The 19,671-nt window shown below is 63.9% G+C and carries 13 protein-coding genes and 2 pseudogenes; 14 read left to right on the forward strand and 1 reads right to left on the reverse strand.

The window, feature by feature from the left end:
• The 13 genes and pseudogenes from murD (at window position 1) to modD (ending at window position 16,608) form a co-directional block, all read left to right on the forward strand.
• Window positions 1-1,380, forward strand: coding sequence for a UDP-N-acetylmuramoyl-L-alanine--D-glutamate ligase (gene murD / locus HQ394_RS11015; RefSeq protein WP_190263270.1), 1,380 nt, complete (start codon window positions 1-3; stop codon window positions 1,378-1,380).
• Window positions 1,377-2,501, forward strand: coding sequence for an FtsW/RodA/SpoVE family cell cycle protein (locus tag HQ394_RS11020; protein ID WP_190260280.1), 1,125 nt, complete (start codon window positions 1,377-1,379; stop codon window positions 2,499-2,501). Before murD ends, HQ394_RS11020 begins: the two co-directional genes overlap by 4 nt.
• A complete protein-coding gene (gene murG / locus HQ394_RS11025; RefSeq protein ID WP_190260281.1) occupies window positions 2,498-3,637 on the forward strand; it encodes an undecaprenyldiphospho-muramoylpentapeptide beta-N-acetylglucosaminyltransferase in 1,140 nt (379 codons plus the stop codon). The genes HQ394_RS11020 and murG overlap by 4 nt, the downstream gene beginning before the upstream one ends.
• Window positions 3,634-5,034, forward strand: a pseudogene (murC, locus tag HQ394_RS11030) (UDP-N-acetylmuramate--L-alanine ligase); the annotation flags it as partial. The gene murG and the pseudogene murC, both read left to right, overlap by 4 nt.
• Before the next feature lie 24 nt (window positions 5,035-5,058).
• Window positions 5,059-6,007, forward strand: a pseudogene (gene murB / locus HQ394_RS11035) (UDP-N-acetylmuramate dehydrogenase).
• Window positions 6,004-6,909 (forward strand): D-alanine--D-alanine ligase, encoded by a 906-nt coding sequence (locus HQ394_RS11040; RefSeq protein ID WP_190260282.1) that lies wholly within the window; start codon window positions 6,004-6,006, stop codon window positions 6,907-6,909. Before murB ends, HQ394_RS11040 begins: the two are co-directional and overlap by 4 nt.
• A 185-nt stretch (window positions 6,910-7,094) precedes the next feature.
• Window positions 7,095-8,027, forward strand: a complete 933-nt coding sequence (locus HQ394_RS11045) for a cell division protein FtsQ/DivIB (RefSeq protein ID WP_456151591.1) — start codon at window positions 7,095-7,097, stop codon at window positions 8,025-8,027.
• A 7-nt stretch (window positions 8,028-8,034) separates the two neighbouring features.
• On the forward strand, window positions 8,035-9,351 hold the full coding sequence (gene ftsA / locus HQ394_RS11050) for a cell division protein FtsA (protein WP_190260284.1): 1,317 nt from the start codon (window positions 8,035-8,037) through the stop codon (window positions 9,349-9,351).
• A 44-nt stretch (window positions 9,352-9,395) separates the two neighbouring features.
• Window positions 9,396-10,964: a cell division protein FtsZ gene (gene ftsZ / locus HQ394_RS11055; RefSeq protein WP_190260285.1), complete on the forward strand. Its 1,569-nt coding sequence runs from the start codon at window positions 9,396-9,398 to the stop codon at window positions 10,962-10,964.
• A 157-nt stretch (window positions 10,965-11,121) separates the two neighbouring features.
• A complete protein-coding gene (locus HQ394_RS11060; RefSeq protein WP_190260286.1) occupies window positions 11,122-11,940 on the forward strand; it encodes an outer membrane protein assembly factor BamD in 819 nt (272 codons plus the stop codon).
• A 15-nt stretch (window positions 11,941-11,955) separates the two neighbouring features.
• Entirely contained in the window at window positions 11,956-13,641 is a 1,686-nt protein-coding gene (gene recN, locus HQ394_RS11065) for a DNA repair protein RecN (protein WP_190260287.1), read from the forward strand.
• Window positions 13,638-15,752: an NAD-dependent DNA ligase LigA gene (gene ligA, locus HQ394_RS11070; RefSeq protein ID WP_190260288.1), complete on the forward strand. Its 2,115-nt coding sequence runs from the start codon at window positions 13,638-13,640 to the stop codon at window positions 15,750-15,752. The genes recN and ligA overlap by 4 nt, the downstream gene beginning before the upstream one ends.
• Window positions 15,753-15,765: 13 nt before the next feature.
• A complete protein-coding gene (gene modD, locus HQ394_RS11075; RefSeq protein WP_190260289.1) occupies window positions 15,766-16,608 on the forward strand; it encodes a ModD protein in 843 nt (280 codons plus the stop codon).
• A 130-nt stretch (window positions 16,609-16,738) separates the two neighbouring features.
• On the opposite strand, the gene HQ394_RS11080 is transcribed toward modD, so the two are convergent.
• Window positions 16,739-17,824 carry a PQQ-dependent sugar dehydrogenase gene (locus HQ394_RS11080; protein ID WP_456151592.1) on the reverse strand — a complete coding sequence of 362 codons (1,086 nt, stop codon included), beginning with the start codon at window positions 17,822-17,824 and terminating at the stop codon, window positions 16,739-16,741.
• Window positions 17,825-18,478: 654 nt separating this feature from the next.
• Here HQ394_RS11080 and HQ394_RS11085 point away from each other — a divergent pair.
• A complete protein-coding gene (locus HQ394_RS11085) occupies window positions 18,479-19,462 on the forward strand; it encodes a cell wall hydrolase (protein WP_190260291.1) in 984 nt (327 codons plus the stop codon).
• Window positions 19,463-19,671 lie beyond the last annotated feature (209 nt).

Raw genomic sequence — 19,671 nt, forward strand, 5'->3', positions numbered from 1 at the left:
ATGATTCCCTTGACCGCCCTCGCCGCAAACACCTTCGCCGTCCTCGGGCTCGGTCGTAGTGGTCGTACCGCCGCCCAGGCGCTGCTGACTGCCGACAAGTCGGTGCTCGCCTGGGACGACAATGCGGGGGCACGCGAGACCGCAGCCGCCGACGGTCTGCCCATCGTCGATTTGCAGGCTCGCGGCCTTGCCGGTGTTGACGCGCTGGTGTTGAGCCCCGGCATTCCGCATAGCTTCCCGGCGCCGCACCCGGTCACCACCCTGGCGCGCGAACAAGGCGTGCCGATCATCGGCGACATCGAACTGCTGTTCGCGGCGCAGCCGGACGCCCGCTACGTCGGCATCACCGGCACCAACGGCAAGTCGACGACGACGGCGCTCATCGCGCACATTCTCATTCGCTGCGGTGTTGAGTGCGAGGTGGGTGGCAATCTCGGCCAGCCGGTGTTGGGCTTCCGCCCACTTGGTGCCGGTGCTGTCTATGTCCTTGAAATGTCCTCCTACCAGCTGGAACTGACACCTTCACTCGCCTTCGACGTTTCGGTGCTGCTCAACATCACCCCGGATCATCTCGACCGACACGGCGGCATGGACGGCTACGTGGCGTCGAAGCGGCTGATCTTCGCCACTCTCCCAGAGGGGGCAACCCAGGTGATCGGCATCGACGACGCGCCGTCGCGACAAATCTATCAAGACCTTGTCGCCGCCGGCCGCGGCCGGGCGATTCCCGTTTCCACCCGCGAGCGGCCGGCGGGCGGCGTGTTCGTCGTCGATGGCAGGCTCTACAACACCAGCCAATCCGGTGAGCCCGAGTTGCTTCTTGATTTGCGGGAAGCACAGGCGCTGCCCGGCGAGCACAACGGCCAGAACGCCGCCGCCGCCTACGCTGCTACCGCTGCCCTCGGCCTCGATCGGGCGGCGATCGTCGCTGCCATCGGCGATTTTCCCGGTCTTGCCCATCGCCAGGAGCGGATCGGCGTCGTCGCCCAAGTGGCCTACGTCAACGATAGTAAGGCGACCAATCCCGAGGCGGCGGCGAAGGCACTTGCCTCCTACTCCACCATCTACTGGATCGGCGGTGGCCGACCGAAACAGGGCGGTCTCGAAGCGCTCAACCCCTTTCTCGATCGCATTCGCCACGCCTTTCTCATCGGCGAGGCGGCGGCACCCTTTGCCGCGGCGCTGCAGGGGCGGGTGGCACTCACCCATGCGGAGACACTCGATCGCGCGGTAGCGGCGGCACGGGCGCTGGCCGAGGCCGAGCGGTTGCCGGGAGCCACCGTCCTCCTCTCGCCCGCCTGTGCCTCCTTCGATCAATTCCGCAACTTCGAAGCCCGCGGCGATGCCTTCCGCGCGCTGGTGGAGCAGATGACGCGATGAATTCCTTTGCCCGCACCGACAAGAGCCTGATCAGCCGCTGGTGGTGGACGGTCGACCGTTGGACTTTGGCCGCGGTGCTACTCCTGGCCGGTGTCGGCGTGGTGCTGACCATGGCGGCCTCGCCTTCAGTGGCCGAACGGATCGGCGTCGATTCCTTCTATTTTGCCCGCCGCCAGTTCGTCTACGTGCCGATCGCCGTTGCGATAATGCTGGTAACCTCGCTGCTTTCACCGACCGGCGTTCGCCGCATCTGTCTCAGCATGTTCGGCCTCGCGCTGCTGATGACGCTCGCGACCATGTTCGTCGGCACCGAGATCAAGGGCGCCGTCCGCTGGCTGAGCGTCGGCGGTCTGTCGATCCAGCCGTCCGAGTTTCTGAAGCCGGCGTTCGCCGTTGCCAGCGCCTGGGCGATTGCGCGTAGCCGGGAGAAGGAGGGGATCGTTGGCTACCCGCTGTCCATCGCCATCTGGCCGCTAGCTGCNGGTGTCCTGCTGGTGCAGCCGGACGTGGGGACCTCAGTGCTGCTGATTGCGGTGTGGGGGATGCAGATCTTCCTCGCTGGCTGCCCGCTGGCGCTGATTGCGCTGCTGGCGTTGCTCGGCGTNGGGGGGGCGGTCGGTGCCTACTTCACCTTCAGCCACGTGCAGTTGCGGGTTAATCAGTTCCTCGATCCGGGATCAAGCGAGGGCTATCAGGTTAACCGAGCGCTGGAAGCGTTTCAGAGCGGCGGTCTGTTCGGCCGCGGGCCTGGCGAAGGCCGGGTGAAGGAAGTCCTGCCCGACGCGCATGCGGACTTTATCTTCGCCGTTGCCGGTGAGGAGTTCGGCCTCATCGTCTGCATTCTCATCGTTGCCCTGTTTGCCTTCGTCGTCCTGCGCAGCCTCGCCCGCACCTTCAAAGACGAGGATCTGTTCGTCATCCTCGCTGGCAGCGCCCTCGTTGCGCTCTTCGGTATGCAGGCGTTGATGAACATGGCGTCCACCATGCACCTGATTCCACCGAAGGGAATTACCCTGCCGTTCATCTCCTACGGCGGTTCCGCCACCCTGGCACTTGCCTGGGCGATGGGGATGATGCTGGCGATGACGCGCGAGCGGCCAAAGAGTGGGGGCGTCGAATGAGCTTGCCGCAGCCCTGCATCGTCCTCGCTGCCGGCGGCACGGGAGGCCACGTCTTCCCCGCCGAGGCGCTGGCCGGTGCGTTGGCCACCCGAGGCCTGGATACCGTCCTGCTCACCGACTCGCGCGGCCGTGACTTTCGCGGCGCGAAGCAGATCCAGGTTATCGCCGGCGGCGGTATCGCCGGCCTCGGGACCGCCGCTCGTCTGCGCAGCGTTGGCGCGCTCGCGGTTGGTTTCGCCCAGGCGCTATGGCACCTGCGGCGGGTCGCGCCGCAGGTGGTCGTCGGTTTTGGCGGCTATGCCTCGCTGCCGCCGATGCTGGCCGCGGTCCTGCTCCGCATTCCCACCCTGCTGCATGAACAAAATGCGGTGCTCGGTCGCGCCAACCGGCTGCTTGCCCGGCGTGTCAAACGCATTGCCGTTGCTTTCGACCAAGTGGCGCGACTGCCCGCCAGTGCGGCGTCGCGCACGGTGCGTATCGGCATGCCGGTGCGGCCGGCGTTCGCAGCGATTGCCGGGACGGCCTATCAGCCAGCGACCGATGGCGAACCGATCCGCCTGTTGATCCTTGGCGGCAGCCAGGGGGCGCAGATCTTTTCTACCCTGCTGCCGGATGCGATCGCCCACATCGACCCGGATCTGCGCGGACGTCTGCAGGTCAGCCAGCAATGCCGGCCGGAGACCCTCGAGCTTACCCGCACGGCTTATCTCGAACTAGGCGTCGAGGCCGAACTGGCGACCTTCTTCGACGATGTCCCCCTGCGCATGGCTACCTCGCAGCTGGTGATCGCCCGCTCCGGCGCTTCGACGATTGCCGAATTGACTGCGGCTGGGCGGCCGGCGCTACTGGTGCCTTACCCCTATGCCATCGACGACCACCAGTCGGCGAACGCCCAGGCGATCGAAGCCGCGGGCGGCGGTTGGATGCTACCGCAGGCAACGCTGACTCCCGAGGCGCTGGCCGCCCGGATAACGGCGCTGCTGCGCCAGCCGGCGACGTTGATCGCGGCCGCGGCGGCGGCGCAGGCCGCCGGGACCATTGATGCCGCCCAGCATCTCGCCGATCTCGTCATCTCCATGATCCCCGCGGCCGGTGGCTGTTCTGCCGCCGCCTTACCCAAGCAAGGCGCGGCATGAAATCCATTCCTCTCGACATTGGCACCATCCACTTCGTCGGCATCGGCGGCATCGGTATGAGCGGCATTGCCGAACTGCTGCACAACCTCGGCTACCGGGTGCAGGGAACCGACCGGGCGGAGGGCGCCAACACCCGGCGCCTGCAAGCCGCCGGCGTTCCCATCACCATTGGCCACGACGAGAGCAACCTCGGCGACGCGCAGGTGATCGTCACCTCTTCGGCGATCAAGTCCGACAACCCTGAGGTGGTGGCTGCGCGCAAGCGGCTGATTCCGGTGGTGCGCCGCGCCGAGATGCTGGGCGAACTGATGCGGCTCAAGTGGTCGATCGCCGTCGCCGGCACCCATGGCAAGACCACTACCACCTCGTTGGTGGCCTCGATCCTCGATACCGCCGGCCGCGATCCGACGGTGGTCAACGGCGGCATCATCAACGCCTGGGGCTCCAACGCCCGGCTCGGCTCCGGCGATTGGATGGTGGCAGAGGCGGACGAGTCCGACGGCACTATGGTGAAGCTGCCGGCGACCATTGCCATCGTCACCAACATCGACCCCGAGCACCTTGACCACTACGGCACCTTCGAGGCGCTGCGCGAAGGCTTCGTCACCTTTCTCGCCAACATTCCCTTCTATGGCTTTGCAACCCTGTGCATTGACCATCCGGAGGTCCAGGGCATTATTCCCCGGCTGCTCGACCGGCGGATCATCACTTATGGCTTCAGCGCCCAGGCCGACGTCCGCGCCAGCGACCTGCAGCTGACGTCTGCCGGGGTCCGCTTCACCGCCATCATCACCGACCGCAAGACCGGCCAGGCGAACACGGTGGACGATATTTTCCTGCCCATGTTCGGCCGCCATAACGTGCAGAACGCGTTGGCCGCTCTCGCCGTCGCCCACTTCATCGGCATCGACGATGAAGTGGTCAAGTCGGCCTTCGCCGGTTTCGGCGGCGTCAACCGCCGGTTCACCAAGACCGGCGAGGTGGATGGGATCACGATCATCGACGACTATGGCCACCACCCGGTGGAAATCGCTGCGGTGCTGGCGGCTGCGCGCAGCGTGACCCAGGGACAGGTGATCGCGCTGGTCCAGCCGCATCGCTATTCGCGACTGAAGAGCCTGTTCGACGGTTTTTGCTCCTGCTTCAACGACGCCGATACGGTGATCGTCGCCGATGTCTATCCGGCAGGGGAAGAGCCGATCGAAGGCATGCACCGCGACGGCCTGGTNGGGGGGCTGCGCGCGCATGGTCATCGCCACGTGGTGCCGCTGGCCGAACGCGGCGATCTGGCACGGCTGGTCTCCGATCTGGCGCGGCCAGGCGATTTCGTCGTCTGCCTCGGCGCCGGCAACATCACCCAATGGGCACACGCGCTGCCGGAGGAACTGACGGACCTGCGTCGGCGCGGGGGCGGGCGAATGATGGCGGCACGCCGACACGACGAGCCGCGGCTGATCGATCGCCTGCCAGCCGTCCGCGGCCGCTACAGCGAGAACGTGGCGTTGGCGCCGATCACTTGGTTTCGCGTCGGTGGTCCGGCGGAGGTGGTGTTCCGGCCGCTGGATGTGGACGATCTTGCGACGTTTTTGCGGGCAAAGCCGGCTGACGTTGCGGTGACCGTGCTCGGCGTCGGTTCCAACCTGTTGGTTCGCGATGGCGGCGTGGCGGGCGTGGTCGTCCGGCTCGGTCGTGGCTTCGCCGCGATTGCCGCCGAGGACGAGCGGATCGTCGCCGGTGCCGGCGCGCTCGATCTCAACGTCGCCCTCGTTGCCCGTGATGCCGGCCTCGCTGGTCTCGAGTTCCTCTCCGGGATTCCGGGGACCATCGGCGGCGCCCTCAGGATGAACGCCGGTGCCTATGGCAGCGAAATGGCGGATGTCCTGCTGCAGGTGCAGGCGCTGGATGGCGCGGGCAACACGTACATGCTGGCGCCAAGCGAGATGCGGCTGAGCTATCGCCACTGCGGCCTGCCGGCGGACTGGATTTTCACCGGAGCGGTGTTGGCCGGCCGGCCGGCGGAGGCGCTGGCGATCGCGCGGCGGATNGGGGAGATCCGTCAGGCACGGGAAACGACGCAGCCGATCCGTTCGCGCACCGGCGGCAGCACCTTTGCCAACCCCGAGGGCGCCAAGGCCTGGCAGCTCATCGACCGCGCCGGCTGTCGTGGCCTGCGTCGCGGCGGCGCCATGGTCTCCGAGCAGCACTGCAATTTCCTGATCAACACCGGCACTGCCAGCGCCGCCGATCTGGAGGAACTGGGCGAGGANGGTGCGTCGGCGGGTGCTTGACGCCACTGGCGTCAAGCTCAGCTGGGAAATCGACCGCATCGGCCAGCTGGCCGCGGTGTCATCGGTGGAGGAGCCGCGATGACCCGGCGGGTGACGGTACTAATGGGCGGCTGGTCCTCGGAACGAGAGGTCTCGCTGGTCAGCGGCGCTGCTGTCGCCGACGGCCTGCGCGCCAGCGGGTTCGCGGTTACGACGGTAGACGTGGGCCCAGATCCGCGGCTGCTGATCGATCGCCTCGATCCGCGCCCGGATGTTGTCTTTAATGCTCTGCACGGCCGGTTCGGTGAGGACGGCTGCATCCAGGGCCTGCTCGACATCCTCGGCATTCCCTACACCCATTCGGGCGTGTTGGCCTCGGCCCTGGCGATGAACAAGGCGATGGCCAAGCAGCTGTTCTCCGAGGTGAGTATTCCGGTGGCAGCGCATCGGGTAGTCAGCCGCGAGGAGATGGCGGCCGGTGATCCGCTGCCGCGCCCCTACGTGGTGAAGCCGGTGAGCGAAGGCTCCAGCGTTGGTGTGCGCATTGTCCGCGACGACGACGAAGGCGTCCCGGTGGGCATCGATAGCTGGCCCTATGGCGCCAGGGTGATGGTGGAACGGTTCGTGCCCGGCCGCGAACTGACCGTGGCGGTGATGGGCGACCGACCGCTCGCGGTCACCGAGATCACCACCAAGCGTGGCTTCTACGATTACGATGCCAAGTACACTTCCGGNGGCTCGCTGCACGTCATTCCTGCTGCGGTCAGTCGTGCGGTGTACGACGAGGCACTTGAGTTTGCCGTCCGCGCGCATCGAGTGCTCGGTTGTCGCGGCGTCTCCCGCGCCGATTTCCGTTACGACGGCGATGAACTGTTCATTCTCGAAGTCAACACCCAGCCGGGGATGACACCCACCTCGCTGGTGCCTGAGCAGGCGAAATACGCCGGGATCTCCTTCCCGCAACTCGTTGCCTGGATGGTGGATAAAGCGGAGTGCGACGGATGACCTTCGGACGTAAGCCAGGCAAGGCACAGGCGGCGCGTGCATCCGCCGGCCAGTTTTTCAGCCGGCGTAAGATCGTCGTCACCGCCGGGGTGCTGACGTTGGCCACTCTCGTGGCCGCGGCGGCGGTCCTGGGCAAGAACTCTCCGATCCATGATCGGGTGCAGACGGCGGCCGACGCATTCACCATGCACTTGGCGCAGCTCACCGGCTTCACCGTAGGCGAAATTCTCGTTGTCGGGCGCCAGGAGACACCGCGCGATGCGCTGGTTGACGCCCTGAACGTGGACTTCGGCGATCCCATTTTTGCCATCGATCTGCAGACGGCGCGCGAGCGGATTTTGGCTCTGCCCTGGATCAGTAGCGTCGCGGTGGAACGGGTGCTGCCCGACACCGTGGTGGTCCACCTGACCGAACGGCGACCGATGGCGGTCTGGCAGCACAACAACAAGCAGTACGCCGTCATCGATCGCGAGGGCCACGTCCTCGACCGCGACAGCGTGTCCGCTTTTCCCAACCTGCTGGTGGTCTCGGGCGAGGATGCGCCGGTGCACGCGGCGGCGCTGATCGACATGTTGCGCAGCGAGCCACAGCTGATGGAGCGCGTCGATGCGGCGATGCGCGTCGGNGGGCGGCGCTGGAACGTGTTTCTGGACAACGGTGTCAGTGTCCGCCTGCCGGAAGAGGACCCGACGGAGGCGTGGCATCGGCTAGCCGAATATCAGCGGATGCATGCCCTGCTGGCGAAAAACATTCGTGCCATCGACATGCGGATCCCGGACAAGCTGATTTTGCAGGCAAAGGGGCCGCAGGAGCCGGCGTCGGAGGATGCTGCGGCTACCAGCGGTGACGACGTCAAGTCGCAAAGCGGCGTGGCTCCGCGCAGCGCCGGATCCGTCAACACCGGCCAGCCGGCTACCGGTAAGTCGGTTCGTGACAAAGCGAGTCCCAGCAAGCCGGTTCAAGGCAGGGCCACGCATGACCACGGCGACGCAGGCAAGACGGCGCCGGGCAAGACGGCTGCCGGCAACGGCGGCGCCGGCAGGACTCGTCCCGGCAAAACCGCGCCGGACAAGGCAACCGAAGGCAAGGTGACGGCGCGAGGACACGCCGAGGGCTGACGGCTGAATGAATGAACACAACGCGGCAGGAGAGTTTGAGGGAACATCGGTGAAAAAGGCAAAGGCATCCTCCCAGACGAAGGCACGCAGCGGGCTGATCGGTGCCCTCGACATTGGCACGACGAAAATCACCTGTCTGATCGCGCGCGTTGCCGGCTCCCAGGGCGCACGCGTCGTTGGCGTCGGCCACCATGCGTCGCAGGGGGTGCGCAACGGCACTTTGGTGGACCTGGACGCCGCGGAAACGACGATCCGTGCCTGCGTCGACGCCGCCGAAAACATGGCCGGCGAAAAGATTCGCCACGTGGTGGTTAATGTCGCCACCGGTTCNTCGCCGCGCTCGCGCCTGTTCGCTTATGAAATCTCCGTGGGAGGGCACGAGATCGGTGATGGCGACATTCGCCGCATCCTCGATCCAATTGGTTTCGCCGACTCGGTGCCTGATGACCATCGCGTCATCCATGCCATCCCGGTGGGTTATTCGATCGATGGCTGCCGTGGCGTACGCGATCCGCGCGGCATGTTCGGCCAGCGCCTTGGCGTCAATCTGCACGTCATCACCGCCGCGGCAGGAGCGCTGCGCAACCTCTACACCTGCGTCAGCCGCTGCCATCTCGATGTGGTCGGCCGGGTGGTTTCGCCCTACGCCTCGGCACTTGGCTGTCTGATCGATGATGAGAAGCAACTGGGCGTCACCCTCATCGACATGGGTGGCGGGACGACCTCCGTTGCCGTCTACTTCGANCCCGAACTGGTGTTCACGGATGTCCTGCCGGTGGGTGGCATGCATGTCACCCGCGATCTGGCCAAGGGGCTGTCGACGCCGATGGCGCAGGCGGAACGGATCAAGACCCTGTTCGGCAGTTGCTTGCCGTCGCCGTCGGATGTCCGTCAGCTGATCGAGGTGCCGCCAATCGCCGCCGAGGGGGGGGCGAATGCNACCCAGGTTCCTCGCTCGATGCTGGTGACCATCATCCGCCCGCGGATGGAAGAGATCTTCGAGATGGTTCGCTCGCGCCTCCAGGAAGCCGGCTTCGATAAGGTGGCCGGCCGTCGCTTGGTGTTGACCGGTGGGGCCAGCGAGCTGCCCGGCACGGCCGACCTAGCCGGCATGATTCTCGACAAGCAGGTGCGTATCGGTCGACCGGCACCCATCGAGGGGTTGCCGGAGGCTGCGGCGAACCCGGCATTCGCTACCTGCGCGGGACTGCTCCGCCAGGCTGTCAGCCAGGCCGAAGAGCCGGCGCAAACAATCTATTGCCCGACCAATGTGCCGCAGGGCCGTTTCGGCCGCTTCGGCCAGTGGCTTCGGGAAAACTTCTAACCGTCGTTTCGGGTTTACAACATGTGCAACCGGAGGCTTTGCCTATGACCATCAACCTCAGCGTTCCCCCTGCCGGCCCGGCCCCGGAACTGCGTCCGCGGATTACCGTGGTCGGAGTTGGCGGCGCGGGCGGCAACGCCGTCAACAACATGATCCGTGCCAAGCTTGAGGGTGTAGAATTCATTATTGCCAACACCGATGCGCAGGCGATTGCCCAGTCGCTCTCTGACCGCCGCATTCAACTGGGCGTCACGGTAACTCAAGGTCTCGGTGCCGGCTCCCGGCCGGACATCGGCCGCATCGCTGCCGAGGAAGCGCTCGAAGACATCATTGAAGAGATCCGCGGCTCGAACATGGTGTTCATCGCCGCTGGCATGGGCGGTGGCACCGGCACCGGCGCGGCTCCGGTCATTGCCCGCGCGGCGCGTGAGCAGGGGATTCTGACCGTCGGCGTCGTTACCAAGCCGTTTCAGTTCGAGGGCGGCCACCGGATGAAAATCGCCGACGGCGGGATCGAGGAGCTGGAGCAGTTCGTCGATACCCTGATCATCATCCCGAACCAGAACCTGTTCCGGATTGCCAACGAGCGCACCACCTTCGCCGACGCCTTCAAGATGGCAGACGATGTGCTCTATTCCGGTGTCCGCGGCGTCACCGACCTGATGGTCATGCCGGGCCTGATCAACCTCGACTTCGCCGATATCCGCGCGGTGATGAGCGAGATGGGCAAGGCGATGATGGGGACCGGCGAGGCCACTGGCGACCGCCGCGCGCTCGACGCGGCTGAGGCGGCGATCTCCAACCCGCTCCTCGACGACATCTCGATGAAGGGCGCCAAGGGCGTGCTGATCAACATCACCGGCAGCTACGACATGACGCTGTTCGAGGTGGACGAGGCCGCCAACCGCATCCGCTCCGAGGTGGATCCGGAAGCCTTCATCATCTTCGGTTCCACCTTCGACGATGTGATGGAAGGCCGCATTCGCGTCTCCGTCGTTGCCACGGGCATGGACGCGGTGCAGGCGCTGCGGGCCACCCCGCCCAAGGTTTCAGTAGTCAGCCGGTTGAGCGATGTTCGCCCGCAGCAGTCGGTGGCCAAGCTGCGCGAGATCGGTTCCGGTGACGGCCCTGGTCGTATCTTCGCCGAGGACCATCTGCCGGGACTGCAGGCTGGCCACGGCCATGCTGAAATGCCGCGCGAACTGGTCCAGGCCGACGCGGGAGAAAACACCATGGCGGCGACGGGTACAGACGGCTCGCCGGTGACCAACGTCTTCATTCCGCCGGCACCGGTCTCCAAGGGCGACATGGATGCATCCGGCATGGCCGAAGTTGCTCCTGGTGGGCATGGCGCAGCGCGTGACGGCGACAGCGATCCCAATCGCAGCCGGACGCGGATGTCCAATCTGTTTGCCCGCATAGCCGGCACCACCGGCATGAAGGCGGCGAAGAGCGACGTCGGTGCGGAAGCAATCGAGGAGACGCCGGCGGCGGCGGCCGCACGCAAGGCACCGCGACTCGGCGGCTTTTCCACTGCTGAGCGGCTGCCGTCTTCACAGCCGGAGGAGGACATGCTCGATATTCCGGCGTTCCTCCGCCGTCAGGCCAACTAGGCCAAGCCGACCAGGCGAGGCCAACCTAGGCTGCTGCCTCGACCGACGGTTCAGGTGAAGGGAGCCGGGCGAAAGCCCGGCCCCTTCCCTCTGACTTGCCGATCAGGAATCCCGCGTGCTATACTCGCCCGCGGTCGCTGCTGGCTAAGGTTTGCACATGAGGATCCTCCCGATTGCGAAATCGCCCAGCAGGCGCATTGGCGCCTGCTTCGGCATTCTCTGCCTGTTGCTGGCGGCATGCGCCTCCGACGACAAGGACGCCTACGTCGATCGTCCAGTCGACGACCTCTATAATGACGCCATGAACAAGCTGGAGGAGGGCGACTACAAGAAGTCGGCAAAGTTGTTTGACGAGGTTGAGCGCCAGCATCCCTACTCTCCTTGGGCGACCAAGGCGCAGTTGATGGCGGCTTTCGCGCATTATAAAGCCGATCAATACGACGAGGCGATCGCTGCCGCCGACCGATATATCGAACTACATCCGGCTAACCCGGATGTTGCCTACGCCTATTACCTCAAGGGTTTGTCGTACTACGAGCAGATCTCGGATATTCATCGCGACCAAAACATGACCGTTGATGCGAAGAAGGTATTCGAAGAACTGGTCTCGCGCTACCCGGACCCGAANTACGCGCGCGATGCCAAGATCAAGATCGAACTCTGCAACGATCACCTGGCTGGCAAGGAAATGACCGTCGGCCGCTTCTATCTTCGCCGGGCACAATACCTGGCCGCGATCAACCGATTCAAGACGGTGATCTCACAGTATCAGTCGACGACGCATGTACCGGAGGCGCTGTTGCGGCTGACTGAAGCCTACACGGCCGTCGGCCTTGACGAGGAAGCGCGCCGGACAGCGGCGGTCCTCGGCTACAACTACCCCGGCAGCGAATGGTATGCCGACGCTTACAAGTTGGTCGGCGCCTCTGCCGACCGGGGGCGCCCAGGAGGAACAGGGGCCACCGCCAGCTTCTGAGGAGCGCGCGCCGGTATGCTGTCGTCGCTCTCGATCCGTGACGTGGTGATTATCGACCGGCTCGACCTGGAGTTTCCTCCGGGCCTGTGCGCCTTGACCGGCGAGACCGGCGCCGGCAAGTCGATCCTGCTCGATGCACTTGGCCTTGCCCTCGGTGGCCGCGCCGATGCGCGGTTGGTGCGCCAGGGTGCGACGCAGTTGACGGTGACGGCGGCATTCCGCCTGCCGCCGGCGCATCCGGCTTTGGCGATCATTGCCGCGCAAGGGATTGACGGCATTGAGGATGGCCTCATTCTGCGCCGGACGGTGAGCAGCGACGGCCGCTCGCGCGCCTTCGTCAACGACCAGCCGGCGAGTGTGTCGCTGTTACGGCGGCTGGGGGAGACACTGGTGGAGATCCACGGCCAGTACGACAATNNCAGAAAGCTGCTGGATCCCAACACTCACCGCATCATCCTTGATGCCTTCGGTGTCCTCCAAACGCAAGTCACCGCCTGTGCTACCGCGTGGAAGGCCTGGCAGGTAGCGCGCGATGAGCGCCTGCAGGCGGAAGAGGCGATCAAGGCCGCGCGACGCGACGAGGACTTCCTGCGTCACGCGTTGGCCGAGATTGAGAAGATGCATCCGGAAGCGGGCGAGGAGATGCTCCTCGCGCAGCGTCGGGCGATGCTGATGCACGCCGAGAAACTCATTCAGGCTATGGACGAGGCAGGGCAGGAACTGGCTGGCGGCAGCTCCGGCCGTGGGGTGGCGGAGTCGCTGCGTTTGGCGAACCGGTCGCTGGAGAGGATTGCCACCAAGGCGGAAGGTCGCCTCGATCCGGTTCTGGCCGCGTTGGAGCGGGCGCAGGGCGAGGTAAGCGATGCGATCGACGGCTTGGCGCGGCTGGCTGCCGATGCTGATCTCGATCCGCGCCACTTGGAAGAGGTGGAAGAGCGGCTGTTTGCCCTGCGCGCCCTGGCACGCAAGCACGACATCGCGGTGGACGACTTGGCGCGGCTGGCAGAGGATTTTGCGGCGCGACTGGCGGCGATCGACTGTGCCGATATCAACATCGCCGGACTGGGTAAGGCCGAAGCGGCGGCGGAACGGGCGTATCTGCAGACGGCGGCAACGCTGCACGACGGACGTCTCCAGGCGGCGAGCGGCCTCGATCGCGCCGTCGCCGCCGAACTGGAGCCGTTACGGCTTGGTCGCGCCCGCTTTCTCTGCCGCATCGATGCTCTTCGCGTCGAGGAGTGGGGACCGAATGGTCAGGATCGGGTGGTGTTCGAGGTGATCACCAATCCCGGCATGCCGGCAGGACCACTGAGTAAAATCGCCTCTGGCGGCGAGCTTGCCCGGTTCATGTTGGCGCTGAAGGTGGTGCTTGCGCGCTCAGATCCAGTACCGACGCTGATTTTCGACGAAGTGGACGCCGGCGTTGGTGGTGCTGTGGCGCACGCCGTGGGCGAACGTCTTGCCCGCCTCGCGACCGACGTGCAGGTGCTGGTGGTCACCCACTCGCCGCAGGTAGCGGCGCGCGGCCACCACCATTGGCAGATTCAGAAAGCGGTGAACGACGGTGCAACGCGCGTCTCGGTCGTTCACCTCGATGGCAGCGGCCGCCGTGAGGAGATCGCCCGGATGCTGGCGGGGGCTGCCGTGACCGACGAGGCGCGCGCCGCCGCCGACAGCCTCCTGCAGGGCACCGCGGCATGACCGGCGATCTGCGTTCGGTTCCGGTCGAGGCGCTGGACGAGTCCCAGGCGGCAGCGGAACTGGCGGCACTAGCAGTTGAGCTTGCCGCTGATGACGTCGCCTACCATCAGAACGATGCGCCGATTATCACTGACGCCGAGTTCGATTTTCTAAAACGCCGGAACGCAGCAATCGAGGCCCGTTTTCCTCACCTAATCCGTGAGGATAGTCCATCGAAAAGAGTTGGTGCCCCACCGGCAGCGGGATTTATTAAAGTACAACACTCTCGTCAAATGACGAGTCTTGATAATGCCTTTACAGAGGATGAACTTATCAACTTTGTGAACGGAGTTCGGCGATTCTTAAGAGAGCTGCAGGATCAAGCTGTAACTCTGGAAATGATGGCAGAGCCGAAGATTGACGGCCTATCAGTCGCTCTTAGATACGAGCGAGGCAGGCTAACATTGGGGTTAACTAGAGGCAATGGCTATGTCGGCGAAGATATAACTGATAATATTCGAACAATTTCGGCGATTCCGGCAGCAGTACAGACGGAATTAGCTGTATTGGAAGTGCGTGGAGAGGTCTTTATGGACCGTCATGCGTTTCAACAGTTAAATGAGTCTCAGCGTGCTCAAGGCAATAAGATTTTTGCTAATCCTCGTAATGCTGCAGCAGGGTCACTTCGCCAACTTGATCCTGCGATCACGGCCGAACGACCCCTGCGCTTTTTGGCTTACGCTTTAGGCGAGTCAAGTAAGCAGATTTGGGAAACTCATGAAGAGATCCTCAACTACTTCAAGTTAATCGGAATTCCTGTAAATAATGAAAACATATTGTGTAATAATATTGAATGTATGTTGCAATATTATAGAGCATTAGAAGGTAAACGGGCGGATTTGCCGTATGATATTGACGGTGTTGTCTTTAAAGTGAACCGCTTGGATTGGCAGGAGCGATTGGGATTTGTTACCCGAACTCCGCGCTGGGCGATAGCACAAAAATTTCCGGCTGAGCGGGCGGAAACGAGAGTAAACGCGATCCGCATCCAGGTGGGCCGGACAGGGACGCTGACGCCAGTCGCCGAGTTGGAGCCGGTGACGGTGGGCGGCGTCGTCGTCTCGCGGGCGACGCTGCACAACGAAGACGAGATCGCCCGCAAAGACATCCGTGTCTGTGATCAGGTGATCGTCCAACGGGCCGGCGACGTGATCCCGCAGGTGGTGGCGGTGGTCCCAGAGAAGCGGCCGGCCGACTCACTGCCGTTCGCCTTTCCCGATCATTGTCCCGAGTGTGGCAGCCTTGCGGTGCGCGAAGAAGGGGAGGCCGCCCGGCGCTGCACCGGCGGGCTGATCTGCCCCGCTCAGGCGGTGGAACGCCTCAAGCACTTCGTGTCTCGCGACGCCTTCGACATCGAGGGGCTGGGCGAAAAGCACATCAGCGCATTCTGGGCGGATGGCCTGATCGCGAAGCCCGGTGACATCTTCCGCCTGCGGACGAAGGTCGACAGCCTGCACAGCCGCGAGGGCTGGGGCAGCCGCTCGATCGAAAACCTGCTGGTGGCGATCGAGGCTAGGCGGACGATCGGTCTCGACCGCTTCATCTATGCACTTGGCATCCGTCAGGTGGGTCAGGCGACGGCGAAACGCCTCGCCCGCCATTACCGGACGTGCGAGGCTTGGCGGTCAGCGATGCAGGCGGCGAGCGAACTAGCCGCCGAATCAGCTACCGAACCGGCGGCGAACGCCAGAAGCGAACTGATCAATATCGAGTCTATCGGCCCGTCGGTGGCGGCCGACCTCGCTGCCTTCTTCGCCGAGCCGCACAACATCGAGGTGCTCAACGATCTGGCGCGCGAGGTCACCGTCGAGCCGTACGTGCCGCGGACCGCTCTGGTCTCACCGGTGGCCGGTAGGACGGTAGTCTTCACCGGAACCTTGGAGAGTATGACCCGCAGTGAGGCGAAAGCGCGCGCCGAGGCCCTGGGCGCCCAGGTGGCGGGGGCAGTGTCGAAGAAGACCGACTACGTGATCGTCGGCGCCGACGCCGGATCGAAGGCAACCAAGGCGCGGGACCTGGGCGTGACTGTACTCAACGAAGCCGAATGGCTGAGGCTGATCAGCGTCGAATAGGGAATATTGACCAATGATGCTTGCTCACGAGGAGGTGGATCGCCTGCTCGACGAAGACGTGCCATTCGGCGATTTGACGACGGCGGCACTGGGGATCGGTACGCGGCGCGGCCGGATGACGTTTGCGGCGCGCGGCGAGATGGTCGTCTGCTGTGTCGAGGAGGCGGAGGGGCTGCTGCAGCGTCAGGGCGCCAACGTGGTTCGCTCGGCCACCAGTGGCGACCGAGTGCCGGGCGGTCAGATTTTTCTCCAGGCCGAGGCGAAGGCGGCGGTGCTGCACCGCATCTGGCGAGTGGCGCAAAACCTGATCGAGCATGCCTCGGGCATCGCCACCGCCACCCGGCTGATCGTCGATGCTGCCGCTCAGGTGACGCCTGACATCGTCGTCGAATGCACGCGCAAGCACCTTCCCGGCGCGCGGGGCATCGCGGCGCGCGCGGTCCTTGCCGGCGGAGGGCAAATGCACCGGCTGGGATTGTCGGAGACGTTCCTGATCTTCCCGCAGCATCTGGCCTTCCTGCCGGACGGTGCGGACCTCGCCATGATGATCCGCCGGTTGCAACGCCAGCATCCGGGCAAGAAGGTGACGGCGGAGGCTTGGTCGATGGAGACGGCTCTGCAGCTGGCAACGGCGGGGGTGGACATTATCCAACTCGACAAGCTTTCGCCGGCGGACGCGCGCAGCGTTGTCGAGCGCACCCGTCAGTTATCCCCGGCACCGCTGATTGCTGCGGCCGGCGGCGTCAACCTTCGCAACGCCGACGACTACGCTGTTGCGGGCTGTGCGATTCTGGTGACCTCGGCGCCGTATTTCGCCCCGCCGATGGACGTGAAGATCAGCATCGAGCCGGAATGAGAACGCTGGCGACGATATGATCACCACCCAGCCGAAGCGGTACCAACTCTTCGCTTCCTCTTGGCGGCCTGTGCTCGTTGGCGGCATGGGTCAGATGCCGCGAACCGAGCTTCGCTGATGTGAGGAGCGTTTATTTGGGCAGAGTGACCTCCCAGATGCTCTGCGTCCCACCGTAGTCGATGACGTAGATCTTATTGTTGATCATCGCGGAATCGATCGGATTATTGAAATTGCCGACGATCCGCGTCGCATGAAGGCTATAACCCGTCGTCGTCTTGGTCAGGTTCAGGTGCAGCAGATCCTGGCCGGGATCCTTGAACGGACCGGCCGCGCTGTTACCGGTCGGGTCGCCCTTGGTCCAGCTTAGCATGAACCCGTGGCCGCGAAATTCTGGCGCGAGCGTCCGCGTCTGGTCGAAGACCAAACCGAGCGGACTGCGATGCGCGGTGAAGGTGCCGATCGAGGCATGCAGCAGGCTAGCGTCATGGATGACGCCGTCGGCGGAACGGAAACTGTCGGCATCCGGGCCGAAGTTGCGGATCGGCTCAATCAGGGCCACCGCCGGTCGCGGTGGGAAGGCCGGATCGTTGCGATAGTAGCCCTTCTGCACCGCGTTGAAGAGCGGGTTGAGCAACTTATCGGTGGCCGGGTTGTAGTTGGCAAACTGCTGCGGGTTATCGGCGCCACCAATCCGCCACGGAAAGCCGTAATGCAAACCAGGGCGCAGCCAGTTCAACTCGTCCGCCATATCGCGGTCGGGGCCATTTTCCGTCCCGAATAGGTTGCCATCGGCATCGTAAGCCATGTCAAAGGTGTTGCGGATGCCTTCGGCGAAGATGTAGCCGTTGCTTTTCAGCCAAGCCCGATCATTCTGCAGCAAAATGTTGTTGCCATTGGTCGGCAGCTTAAGGATGCAGGCGGTCAGGCCGACTTCGCGGACGCCCGGAAACAGGCCGCCGGCCGATTGCTCCTCGCCGTGGTCGGTGCGGGCGCCGCTGTTGACATAGACGAAGTTCCCGCCTTGGGCGACGATGATGCCGTTCAACCGATGGTCGTAAGCGGTCTTACTCTTCGGATAGGCGGCGGTCTTCGCCAGCACTGACCAGACTCGCCCATTGGGCGATAATTTTCCCCGGGCGATTGTGCCTTGCGTCTTCGTCCCGGACACGTCGGTGTTGCCGACGAGGTAAATTGTTCCGTCGGGCCCGATGGCCATGCCTTGGGTTATGGTCAATCCGTGCCCGTTCGGGCCGGCGACGANACTGCTGGTCCTCGCTGTGACATCGACTTGGTAGATATCGCCCGAACTCTTCAGGTAGTAGAGCGTATTGTTGCGCGGATCCTTGACGAGCCGCGTCGGTGGCACGCTGGGCTTGAGGGTCACCAGAAGCCTGCGAACGGTAATATCCGAGCGCAGCGACTGCGGCACCGTCTCGGCGATCGCGCCGTGGATCGATGCCAGCAGAATCGCTCCCGCTAACGTAAGGCCCGCCAACGTTAGGCAAGTGGTTCGCCCACGCCGGCGCCGTGCGCCCCCATTGTCTCCATCACAAAACGGCCTTTCCAGCTATTACAGTCCCCAACGCCAGTAGATAGGCGATCATCAAAGCAAAAATTCTACCATTCATTGATCAATCGATCCAGTTCGCACGGCTCAGTGGGCCGATGAGCGTGGCGCCCGCTGATGGATATGACGATCAGGATCGAACCGAAGTCATCGCTCCGTTGCCGCCAAAGGAATCGGCGCTCTATTTGCGGCCGCGGCAACATGCCGGGCCGGGCCGAGCCTTGCCATGTTGAGCGGGTGCGGCAAAGACGCCAGTGGCTGTTCGTTGGCACGTAAATGCCGGGTCATTCAGGATCTTAGCTTGTGTCGGTGGATAAAAATATCGTCGTTGGATCTTTATTTCCGTATTGCACAGCAGGGCATTTGCCTCAAAGCCGGCCGGATGCCAGTATTAACTCGGACAAACAACCCGATGAGCCAGCAATGCCGAGACGACCCGTTCGTGACATTGTCGCCGCCGCATCATTGACTCTTTCAATTGCGGCTTGTGCCAGTCCGGACGGGACACAGTCTTGGAATGATGCAACGACAGCGTCCTACGGTGCAGCGGCAGGGAGCTATTACGGCATGGGCGCGCCGGAGCTGACCTGGGAGGACCGCGATGCTCTCGGCCGCGTCGCTTTCGCCGAGGCGGGGAACCAGGGCGATCTCGGGATTGCCGCCGTCGTCTACACGATCTTCAACCGCGTCAACTCCGGCCAGTTCCAGAGCACGGTGCAGGACGTGATCGATGCACCCAATCAATTCGAGCCGTGTATGCGTGCCGGCGGCTGGCGAAACCTGCGACCCTTGAGCGCGTCGCAGGACGCTGTGTTTGCCAATATCCTCGATCAGATCCTCTCCGGGGCTCTGCCTGACCCGACCAATGGCGCGCTGTTCTTCCAGAATGCGCGGATCGTCGCCGCGCGAGCGGCGCGAGGGAAAGGCTCGGCGAGCCTGGTGGATTTCGGCGGCACGCCGCCGGTGGCCGAGATCGGTGATCACCGATTCTACGACTGGCGGGCGGCGATTAATCTGGCTGCTGCACGCAGCCGTTCCTCTGGCGGCTATTCGTCTCCGGAAGTTGCTGATTTGAACAGCCGATCCGCCGACGGAAGCTATAGCGCAGTGTCGTCCTATTCCTCTCAGGAGGTGGCAGACCTGAACGCTCAGCAATTCCGTGGTAGCTCAGGCTATTACGCTTCCGCGGCTTCGTCTTACGCCGATCCGGAGGTGGATTACTCCTCCCAGGAAGTTACCGACCTGAACGAACGCTCTCTCGTCCGACTGCTCAACGAGAACCAATAAGCCTGTCAGCAGGCATTGGCTCCATTGGCCGGTCGCTTCGCGGCGATGAACTCACCACGATCCGGTACGGCGGCAAAACAAAATTCGGAGACGAGGCCTTACCTGCTCATGCGAAATGGCCTGAAGTAACCGGAGCTACTAAGTAGGTTACTGATTATAAATGTTTAGGCCTGATTCATAATGCTCATAATTATAAAAAAATCCCCGGG

Source organism: Defluviicoccus vanus (assembly GCF_014672695.1).
In the GTDB taxonomy this organism is placed as follows: Bacteria; Pseudomonadota; Alphaproteobacteria; order Rhodospirillales; family Defluviicoccaceae; genus Defluviicoccus; species Defluviicoccus vanus.